We start from the raw sequence: 10,849 nt of genomic DNA on the forward strand, positions 1-10,849 counted from the left end.
GTATCGCCTTTAAATTTTAGACCTGCGTTATCTACAGCTGTTTTTGCATCCACACCTTTTTGAATATCGGTTTTTGTTGCTGCTGACAGGTCGACTTTATAGTCAGTGACATTGTTTGCATCTTTAGTGCCTGGCGTTACTGTCACTGCTGAAGAACCTGCCGATGCAGTGGTACCGTTGGCATTTACTGTATAAATATCTTGACCATTACCACCTGAAGTTTTAACTACACTGGATACATTACTTCCAGCTGCAACTTCTGTCTTAGAGGCTGCTGCTTTTGAATCAACATAGGTTTTATTGGTCGCATCTGTGCCTGCAGTTGGCGCAGCAACATTACTGATTACAGTATTAGCTGCATTGATACCACCAGTTGTCACACTTGGACCACCAGTAATTGTTAAACCCGTATTATCTAATTTACTATTCCCTGTAGTAACTGTTGTAAATGTTGGATTATCAGAAATAGAAACTTTAATTTGATTTGTAGTAACCGCAGTAGAAATATTTTTACTATCACCAATGACTGCAATAGATGAACCTAATTTCTGGCTGGTCGTTCCTGTGGTTCCGTTGAAAGTAATTGCTTTAACCACTTCATTGTTTAAAGCATTCACCGCAGCGCCAACATTGTTGACAGTTGTAGTGCTTGCATCTGTTTTTGTGATTGTATAACTTGGAGCTGTTATACCACCTGCAGTAGTACCTGCAGTTGCACCACCACCTAAAGCCGCAGCAGTATCTGTTGCAACCTTAGCTAACTCAGTATTTGTATTGAATAATTGGCTACCATTCACTGCATCTGTGCTAGAGGCTGTGACTTGACCCGCTGCAACATTTTGAATTTGTCGCTTTATTGAAGCAGAACCAACACTTACAACACCAGTACTTGCAGTACCAGTTGCTGTATAAGATTTACCATTGATTGTTTGTGCTGTACTGTTTACTGATGCAGAAGTCGTTGTACTTGCTCCTAAAGCAATACTACTTGCAATTGATGCATTTGCCCCATCACCTATAGCCACAGCAGTAGCTGCTGAAGCATTACTTCTCGCACCCAAAGCCACTGCACCAGTGCCAGCCGTTGAAACAGTAGATTGAGCCCCTATCGCAACAGCATCTGTTCCAGCAGACTGAGCTCCTCGCGTTGCGTTTCCGCCAATTGCAACTGCACCACTACCCGAAGCTGTAACAGCATTTGCAACAGATAGTACATTTCCTGCAGCAGTCCCTGTAGCAGTACCACCCAATGCTACAGCATTTTGCCCAGTTGACTGACTGCCTTCACCAATTGCTGTACTCCCTGCAGCAGTAGCACGACTCTCCACACCTACAGCTGTACCAAAAGCATTGGCTTGGCTGTTATGACCTAGAGCTGTTCCTCCAGTACCAGTAACTTCTGAAAACGCTCCATATGCAGTTGCTGCAAGATTATTATTTCCTTTAGCATTACATCCTGAAATCAAAGAAAAAGTGCCTGAACCATCCGTCGCCTGTGAATTAGTCGTTCCTGGATTTATATTTCCAACAATTCCAGTAGCTCCAGTTGTACAGTTATTTGAATCTGTGTTTATAACATTTGCGGTTACATTAGGGGAAAAGGTTACCATCAAGCTAACTGTCGCAGCCCCAACAATTCCCGTTACTTTTGAAGATTTGGTTTTCCCTTTTGCCAATTCAGATACTGCAACCCATGCCAACAAAGTCGCATTCCAAATCACTTTGTAGATTTTATTCATATCACTTTTCCTTAGGAGATGCATTTTTGGCAGTAGGTTCTGCTTTAACAATGCATATAAAATGTACAATTTTTTTTATTTAACAATTTACATACAATTAAAGCAATCAAAAAAATGAGATATATTTCACTTTTTTTAACTTTTAAACCAATTGGTTTAATTTTTTTTAAATTAAGCTATATTATTTTACATTTTTAATATTTTACATTTAAAAAACATATAGTTATATTTATCTTCAGTATTGTAAAGTTTTACTAAAATCACATTATTGTTAATGAATAATGTGACAAATTTTGTCACATTTGTTAAAAATAAGTGTGATGCAATTAAAAAAATAATATTTTATTAAGTTTTCATTCTTTCTGCTTACATTTTTTCTAAAAAGATTTTTATTTTTATTTTTCATTACTCTGTGTTTTTTTGAATGATATTTATTGTTTTATTTAGAAAAACTTTATAATTTAAAATGATCGTTATTTAAATAGGTAACAACTGTACATACAACAGTGATTCTAATTTTCATAAAGCACAGTCTAAAAATGTGACTTAAGTCACATTTTTAATATTGATCTATATAATAATTAAAATATCATTCCGTTTATTCATTAAAAGAACAATCGCGGATTGATGGATGATCGCTCCGTTAAAAATCATCAATAGATGGCTTTCTTGCAAAATGATATTTTGAATTTTTACATTTACAGCAAATCAAATTTTCATTTGAAAATCCCACCGCAGAACCATGTTTGCTATAATTGGTTTTAAAATTTAATCTGAGCACAACCTTTGAAGATCATTTTTGCAGGCACACCCGAATTTGCAGCTTCAGCATTGGCAGCACTTATTCAAACTGACCACGAAATCGTCGCTGTGTATACTCAACCAGACCGTAAGTCAGGTCGTGGACAAAAAATGACTGCTTCAGCCGTGAAACAACTTGCACTAGAAAACAATTTACCTGTTTATCAACCGCTTCACTTCAAATCCTCTACTGAAGAAGGTTTACTCGCCCAACAAGAACTTGCTGCATTGGGTGCAGATGTGATGGTGGTCGCTGCTTATGGTTTAATCTTGCCTCTAACTGTTTTAGATACGCCTAAATATGGCTGTTTAAATATTCATGGTTCATTATTGCCTCGTTGGCGTGGGGCTGCACCCATTCAGCGTGCAATCGCTACAGGGGATACTGAAACAGGCGTTACGATTATGAAAATGGCGGCAGGTTTAGATACAGGTGATATGCTGTATAAAACCCACTGCCCAATCACGGCAGAAGACACGTCGGCAAGTCTATATAATAAACTTGCCAGCCAAGGTGCAGAAGCAATCTGCACAGTGCTTGAATCAGAACAAAAATTACAACAATACTTAGACACCCGTGAAGTTCAAGATGAGCAGTTTACGGTATATGCCCATAAGCTTACAAAAACTGAAGCACAAATTGATTGGACTCAGTCCGCGATTGAAATTGACCGTAATATTCGCGCATTTAATCCTTGGCCTGTCGCATTTACCCCGATCGATGAAAACAATAACTTGCGTGTGTGGAACTCGCAACTGTCCAATGTCATTGGCAATGGAGAAGCGGTTGGAACTATTATCCAGATGGATAAACAAGGCGTACATGTTGTCTGTGGTGAAGGGGTCGTTTGTTTAACCAGCCTACAGTGGCCCGGTGGTAAGGCTGTTAACCCGATACAAATTATACAAGGTCATAAACTTTCAGTAGGACATCTATTCGCATGAGCAAAATTCAATCTACAGCAAAAAATTTGAATTTGCGTGCGCAAGTCATTAAAACCCTTATTGCCGTGCAAAATGGTCAGTCTTTGGCTTCAGTATTGAATCAACATATCAATACTGTTTCTGAACGTGATCGTGCGTTGTATCATGAGCTCACCTTGGGGTGTTTACGCCAATGGTATTCATTAAAAGCAGTTACTTTACCCTTACTGACCAAACCATTAGACAATGAAGCGCTCGAAAGTTGCCTGTACCTCGGGTTGTATCAAATCTTATGTACACGTATCCCTGCACATGCAGCCATTTCGGAAACAGTCAATGCCGCTAAACAGCTAGGTTTTGAGCCGATGAGTGGATTGGTTAATGCTATTCTTCGTCGTGTTTCACGTGAAACATCTGAATTTCAAACTGCACTGAATCAAACGCATGGTTTACCAAGCTGGTTGTTTAAACGTCTTAAAAAGGATTGGCCGAGTCAACTGGATGAAATCTGTCAAAATTTAAAACAAGTTGCTCCACTCACCTTGCGTGTCAATGAGCGTCAAATCAGCCGTGATGAATATCTGGAAATCTTAGAGGAAGAACAGATTGATGCCCAACCTTGTGAACTTTCAGATGTCGGTATTGTCCTGGAACAAACTGGTAATATTACTCACTTACCTGGCTTTGAAGAAGGTGGGTTTTCTGTTCAAGATGAACATGCTCAACTCTGTGCAACCTTATTACCAAACTTAGATGACCAAGTTGTTATTGATGCTTGTGCAGCCCCAGGGGGTAAAGCCGCGCATATTTTAGAACGGTTTAATCCTCAAAAATTAATCGCGCTTGATCATGATGCGAAACGTCTATTACGTGTTTCAGAAAACTTGGAGCGCCTTGATTTAAATGCTTATGCAGATGTAGACATCGTTACAGCTGATGCCACAACTTGGGTCAGTCAAGTGCCTGCGGATTGTATTGTTCTCGATGCACCTTGTTCTGCAATTGGTGTGATGCGCCGTCATCCAGATATCCGTTTATTGCGTCAATCAACGGACATTCAACAGACTGTAGATCTGCAAAAGCAAATTTTAAATCAAATGTGGCAACAGCTTAAGGTCGGTGGAACACTGCTTTACATTACCTGCTCTATTTTGAAAGCTGAAAATGAACAACAGATGATTGATTTTTTTGCCGAGCATGCAGATGCTAAAGAGATTAAGATTGAAGCTGATTGGGGAATTGAACAAATTCATGGTCGTCAATTGCTTCCAGAAACGAATCATGGCGATGGTTTTTATTACTGTCGAATCAAAAAAGTCGCTTAAAACGTTGAAATAAAAAAAAGCAGGTCTAGTGCCTGCTTTTTGATATTGAAATTTTAAAGCGTATGATGATCTTTGACTTCTTCCAAAACATCATCTAATTCTTCTGGGTTTTTCATCAAATGCAGGATAGATAAAACTAATCCTCCCCATAAAAACACCATTGAAATAATCATCATGATAATTGCCGATGTATTCATTTTGCCGCTCCTATCGATCTTTCATTTTGCTGAGGACTAAAGCCACCACAGCACAGAAAATGACACTGCCCCAACCAAACAACATCAACATACTTGTACTATACGTATCATAGCCATTCTTAATCAAACTAAAAATGGTCATGCACAAGGTGACGAGTAAGATTAAAGAGGTGATGACGGTTAAAGTGAAATCCCAACCTTTACCGAGCTGAACAGTTGAAATACGATTCACATGATCACGCAACTCAATCAATGCTGAACGTTTAAACCACGCTACGGCAATAATTGACAATAGTGCACCACCAATGATGCCAATATTATTGATAAAGTGATCGACAATATCTACCAGCTTAATTGCATTCACACTCGAAAATAAGAAAATTGAAACGACAGCACTACCACCACCAATAATTGTAACGGCCTTTTTACGTCCCCATTTTAACTTGTCCTGCATGGCTGCAATAGGCACTTCAAGGATACTCACCATTGAAGAAATCCCGGCCACAAACAAAGACGAGAAGAACAATAAGCCAAATAAATCAGCACCCGCACCCAGGCTTGAAATGATTTTAGGGAAAGCAATAAATGCCAAACCAATACCACCACTGACCACTTGATCAACAGGCTTGCCTGCTGCAAATGCCATGAAACCAAGTGCAGCGAAAATACCAATCCCTGCCAAGATTTCGGTAGAAGCATTGGCAAAGCCAACAATTAGACCAGAACCTGTCAAATTGGTTTTCGGTTTAAGGTACGATGCATAGGTTACCATGATCCCAAAACCGACAGAGAGTGAAAAGAATGTATGACCAAATGCCGCCAACCAAACTTTATAATCCCACATTGCAGACCAGTTTGGCGTAAAGAATGCATTTAGACCTTGTACCGCACCTGGCAAACGTAATGCCTGAATTACAAGAATAGTAAATAGAATAAACAGCAAGGGCATGAAAATTTTATTGGAAAATTCAACACCCTTTTTGACACCGCCAAAGAGAATGATCAATGTCAGCGCCCAAATTCCCACGATAGGCCAAAACAGATGCCCTACAAACTGAAAATCAAAACTAGTTGCTTTTGATGTTTGTAAGTAGGTATTGAAGAAGAAGTTTTCAGGATCACTTCCCCATAATTGACCAATCGAGAAGTACACATAACTGCCGGCCCATGTCAGTACACTGGCATAATATAAGCCAATAATGATACACACACAGACTTGCCACCAGCCTAAAGTTTCACCTCCTTTAAACAAAGCACGGTAAGCTTTAGGCGGTGAATTATTACTTTTATGTCCTGTCGCATAATCTAAAAATAACAACGGTAAACCAGCGGTAATCAACGCAATCAAATAAGGAATTAAAAACGCACCGCCACCGTTTTCATAAGCGACATATGGAAAACGCCAAATATTTCCTAAACCAACAGCTGATCCAACCGCCGCAATAATAAAACCTGATCGTGATGTCCAGTTTTCACGAGATTCTGTCATAAAACACCTAATTCTGTAGATGTCCTCTAATGCTGCTTTTTTTCATTGTCATCTGCGAGCAAAAGAAGTACCAATTTTAAAATTTTGTTGTTCGAATAAAACAGCACCTTTTGAGCACTTTGTTGTTATTCCAAACCAGTTGCTATGTAGAATTTTCTTGGTTAAAGCACTTCAACAAAACAACTGTTTAATGGAACCACAATACCCGTTTTGCTTGGCTTTTTCTGTAATTTGTGAATATTTTGTTTAATTTTTTATACCGTTTATCACCCATGGCTATTTTTTATCAAATTTCATGAGTGATCGTCTTATGCACAATTGACTCGTTTGATCATTTCAATCTATTCGGCTTCATATAGGATTAAAAAAATAAGCCATCATAATCACGGCATATGTTGATCCTCATGTAAACTCGCCCACGTTTTATATTCATAAGTCATCGATGAGCTTTCTATGATGAGCTGTAGGGATATTCGGCAATACAAGTTACAGGTCTCAATGAACTGTTTTTTAGTGTTTTTCCATCTGCGTATGTACAAAATTTTGTTTTGTTTGCAGTGAAGGATCGTTTATCACCTGCGCCAATCAAAATTTATAAATTTAAACCGCACTCAGATATACCGAAACTACTTTGTGAAAATGATCTACTATGGGCTTAGGTTTTTGGGTAAACGATAATGCCCAATGATTTTATAGCTAAATAAAATATCATTTTCACGTGTTCCATAGCCGATGTTATGAATCACCAAAGGTGTTTTGGATAGCATCGTTGTTTTATCTGAAATGATACCAATGTGGGTTAACCCCTTCCCCAAATCCCAAGTAACAATATCTCCAGCCTGATATTTCTGATCGCTGACTTGATAACCTTGTCGCTGAAAATAGGTCATAATATTGGGTACACGCCGATGATCAATATTTCTATCTGTGGTTTTTAGACCCCATTTTTGCGGATATTTTTTAAAATTGCTGCGCATATCTTCATGAATTTGTTTTTGCAGATCAATCCCTTGATGGCGTAAAGCGCGAATAACTACATCAGTACACACGCCTTTGACCAATGGTACATCACCCATTGGGTATTTGAGTTGGGTATAACTTGGATCGTAATATAAGGTTTTCCAGATTTGTGAACGTGCATCATTCACCAATTTTTCAGCCTGAAATGCCCAAGTTTGTAGACTCAGTAATGCAAGAAAAAACCATAAAATGAACTGATGGAAAACTTTTATTATCATTTTTAACTCTTTTAAAATTAACAAAACAAGGAGCCGAAGCCCCTTTTAATATGGCTTATTGTTTGATCACAAGCAACCGTTCTTCCTGCATATCACGAATTGCATATTGAATACCTTCACGCCCTAGACCTGAATCTTTAACACCGCCATACGGCATATTATCAACTCTAAACGTTGGTATATCATTGATGATCACTCCACCTACTTCTAAATGATCCCATGCGTAAAGCATTTTATTAAGATTTTGGGTATACACCCCTGCCTGTAAACCAAAACGGCTTTTATTGATCGTTTCTACACCTTTCTCAAAATTTTTATATTTTTCTAAAATTGCCACAGGACCGAAAGCCTCATTTTGGTAAATCTCGAGTGAATCATCAACATTTTCAATTAATGTGGGTTCGAATAAAACGCCTGTTAAGGTACCACCAAGTAAAATTTTTGCACCTTTTTTCTCCGCTTTATCAAGCCATTTCTTTAATCGAACTGCTTCTGATTCTTTAATCATTGGTCCCACTATGGTGCTTTCTAAGCGTGGATCTGCTGCATGGATCTTTTTCAGTTTCGCTACGAATTTTTTCTTAAATTCTGTATAAATATCAGTATGAACAAGGATACGTTGCACACTAATACAGACTTGACCTGCATGGCTATATGCACCACTTATTACACGATCGATCAACACATCATTTATTTCTGTGTCTGGTTCAATCAGAACTGCAGCATTTCCACCCAACTCTAAGGTAACTTTTTTATGACCTGCCCGCGCTTTCATATCCCACCCCACTTGATCAGAACCAGTAAAGCTTAATAATTTAAAGCGATCATCGGTCACCAATACATCGGCATGTTCGCGTGGACATGGCAAAACTGAAAATGCACCTTTAGGTAAATCCGTTTCTGCCAAAACTTCTGCAATCTTCAATGCTGAAATGGGTGTCAAACTTGCAGGTTTAAGTACAAATGGACAACCTGCGGCAATCGCAGGGGCAATTTTATGTGCCGTTAAATTCAACGGAAAATTAAAAGGGCTAATCAAAGATATTGCACCAATTGGAACATGTTGTACCATTCCGCGATAATGAGATGCAGTAGGCGTTACAGCCAAGGGGATTAAATGTCCATCACTGATACTTGATACAGCATCTGCCGCAATCTGAAAAGTATTAATCAACCTTTCAACTTCTGCTGCGGCAGCCTGCTTCGGCTTTCCACCTTCAATTATTAGAAGTTGCGTTAATTGCTCACGAAGTTGTTTAAATCGGCTGACACAATGTAGGAGAATGTTCTGCTTTTGAAAGGGCTTAAGTGCTGCCATTTCCTTCTCAGCTTTCACAGCAGCACTGATCGATTTTTCTAAAATTTTTGCATCAGCCAATGCAACTTTTGCATATATATTTCCAGAAAATTTGTCATAAACTTCAAGCCATTGCCCTGATTTTACTGCTTTATTTGCGACATAAAGTGGTAGTTCACTCACTGTATCATCAATAGTCTCACTCATGTTACATCCTCGATTTCATCTTTTTTAATAATGCAAAATTTGATAAACCCCTATATCATGCCCACAGTTTATGTTGTATTGAATCCTATTTAAGTAACAAAAATATCAGATGAAAAATTATTTCATCAAGAAGGAAATATGAAATCTATTCAATTGCCATTATTTATTGCAGCGCTGGGGTTAAGCTCATTGGCCCAAGCTGATTTTATCGGTTTAACAGGTGATGTTAGTTACTGGTCTTACGATGGAAAAATTGAAAATACCAAACCATTAAGCGGTAATAATGATATTGATCGGGATAATGGCATTCAAGCTTCACTCGCATTTGAACATCCTGTCCCATTTTTACCCAATGTAAAAATTAAATATACCAATATAGACAGTACCACGGACAATCATGCGGGTGCATTTAGTTCTGATAAAGTTGAATTCACCAACACTGATTATATTTTATACTATGAGATACTTGATAATATTGTGAGTGCTGATATAGGTTTTGGTCTCGCAAACATCAATAGCGATATTAAACAATATGATGCACTTCAATACGTGAATTATACTATGTCTGGTAATTTACCTATTGCCTATGCGTCTATAGGCGGAAAACTACCGTTTACAGGTTTAAGCACCAAAGGGGAAATGATCCTTGGGCGTAATGGGGATAGTAAATTAACAGACGTACAAGCTGAACTTCAATATAACTTTGTACAAAGTTTACTTTTAGATGTCGGTGCTAAAGTCGGATATCGCTATATGAATATTGATGCAGATAAAGATGATATTAAGTACAAGTTAGATTTTAAAGGTCCATATATTGGCTTAAATGCACACTTTTAATGAACGAGAACAAAACTTTGAATGCTGAGCCAGCATTCTCCATATACTTTGTACATGTCAATTTTTATAAAATTTACGTATAAAATAAAACAGGAAGTTTTCATTAAAATAAGAAAAAAAACTTTAGATGCAGGATTGCAGAAGGTATATCAGGACTTATACCCTATAGCCAATATAAAAAACCTCAGGCAAGGATGTCTGAGGTTTTTTAGTTTTCTACCGAACTGTTGAATTAAATTATCAGTTAAATATTTACCATTTCATAAAAGTCATGTCTTCAATGGCATCAACTTGGATGAGTTGAGTCTGTTGCTGCACGACCTTAATGGCTTCTTCTAAACTTAATCTTTTTGTATAAGATCCTTTTTGATCAGGTATAGGAATATCTGCGTCTAATGAATAGTCAGAGTTCACAATAAACTGCAAGGTTCGATCATTTTTATCAACAATTCCTAAAAAATTTTCTGGCCGAATTAAAACCGATTGCATAAGTTCGATGATTTCATCTATAGATGCATATTGTGTTTGAGCAGGTAAAACCTCTTCACCGTCATAATCGGTAAAGAAAAATTGAAAAATGAGCATATCCATTATTTTCTTATCATTACTGTTTCTTTTTTAGCACAAAGTATAGCGTGCCTCAATGATGTAGAATAATTCCATCACATCCGCTTCAATAAATATGTTCTTAAAACAGTGATGTTATATATCTTGTTCTTTGCTTTTTATCTTTTATTTCATCTTTTTATTTTCCATCATGCATAAAATAAAAAACACCCCGATCTCGGTAGAGAC

The 10,849-nt window shown here is 37.7% G+C and carries 9 protein-coding genes; 3 read left to right on the top strand and 6 right to left on the bottom strand.

Annotation, left to right across the window (positions count from 1 at the left end):
* A partial coding sequence (locus OSH00_RS20325; protein ID WP_266131930.1) for an ESPR-type extended signal peptide-containing protein occupies positions 1-1,739 on the bottom strand: 1,739 nt, incomplete at its 3' end.
* 786 nt (positions 1,740-2,525) lie between these two features.
* On the opposite strand from OSH00_RS20325, the gene fmt reads away from it, so the two are divergent.
* Complete coding sequence (gene fmt / locus OSH00_RS20330) at positions 2,526-3,485, top strand: methionyl-tRNA formyltransferase (RefSeq protein WP_266131931.1); 960 nt, start codon at positions 2,526-2,528, stop codon at positions 3,483-3,485.
* Complete coding sequence (gene rsmB, locus OSH00_RS20335; protein WP_266131932.1) at positions 3,482-4,789, top strand: 16S rRNA (cytosine(967)-C(5))-methyltransferase RsmB; 1,308 nt, start codon at positions 3,482-3,484, stop codon at positions 4,787-4,789. The genes fmt and rsmB overlap by 4 nt, the downstream gene beginning before the upstream one ends.
* Positions 4,790-4,842: 53 nt before the next feature.
* Here rsmB and OSH00_RS20340 read toward each other — a convergent pair whose 3' ends face one another.
* The 4 genes from OSH00_RS20340 to OSH00_RS20355 all read right to left on the bottom strand — a co-directional run bounded on the left by OSH00_RS20340 (position 4,843) and on the right by OSH00_RS20355 (position 9,217).
* Positions 4,843-4,986 carry a methionine/alanine import family NSS transporter small subunit gene (locus tag OSH00_RS20340; RefSeq protein WP_266131933.1) on the bottom strand — a complete coding sequence of 48 codons (144 nt, stop codon included), beginning with the start codon at positions 4,984-4,986 and terminating at the stop codon, positions 4,843-4,845.
* Between the two features lie 10 nt (positions 4,987-4,996).
* The gene (locus OSH00_RS20345; protein ID WP_196075421.1) at positions 4,997-6,475 is read right to left on the bottom strand and encodes a sodium-dependent transporter; all 1,479 of its coding nucleotides are present in this window, start codon (positions 6,473-6,475) and stop codon (positions 4,997-4,999) included.
* A 647-nt stretch (positions 6,476-7,122) separates the two neighbouring features.
* On the bottom strand, positions 7,123-7,713 hold the full coding sequence (locus OSH00_RS20350; protein WP_266131934.1) for a DUF1287 domain-containing protein: 591 nt from the start codon (positions 7,711-7,713) through the stop codon (positions 7,123-7,125).
* Between the two features lie 55 nt (positions 7,714-7,768).
* Positions 7,769-9,217, bottom strand: a complete 1,449-nt coding sequence (locus tag OSH00_RS20355; RefSeq protein ID WP_266131935.1) for an aldehyde dehydrogenase family protein — start codon at positions 9,215-9,217, stop codon at positions 7,769-7,771.
* 138 nt (positions 9,218-9,355) lie between these two features.
* Between OSH00_RS20355 and OSH00_RS20360 the strand changes: the two genes are divergently transcribed.
* Positions 9,356-10,054, top strand: a complete 699-nt coding sequence (locus OSH00_RS20360) for a TIGR04219 family outer membrane beta-barrel protein (RefSeq protein ID WP_266131936.1) — start codon at positions 9,356-9,358, stop codon at positions 10,052-10,054.
* A 252-nt stretch (positions 10,055-10,306) separates the two neighbouring features.
* Here the strand turns inward: OSH00_RS20360 and OSH00_RS20365 are convergent, their stop codons facing one another.
* On the bottom strand, positions 10,307-10,645 hold the full coding sequence (locus tag OSH00_RS20365) for a hypothetical protein (RefSeq protein ID WP_266131937.1): 339 nt from the start codon (positions 10,643-10,645) through the stop codon (positions 10,307-10,309).
* Positions 10,646-10,849: the final 204 nt, after the last annotated feature.

Origin of the sequence: Acinetobacter nematophilus (assembly GCF_026344175.1) — a bacterium.
GTDB classification, from domain to species: Bacteria; Pseudomonadota; Gammaproteobacteria; order Pseudomonadales; family Moraxellaceae; genus Acinetobacter; species Acinetobacter nematophilus.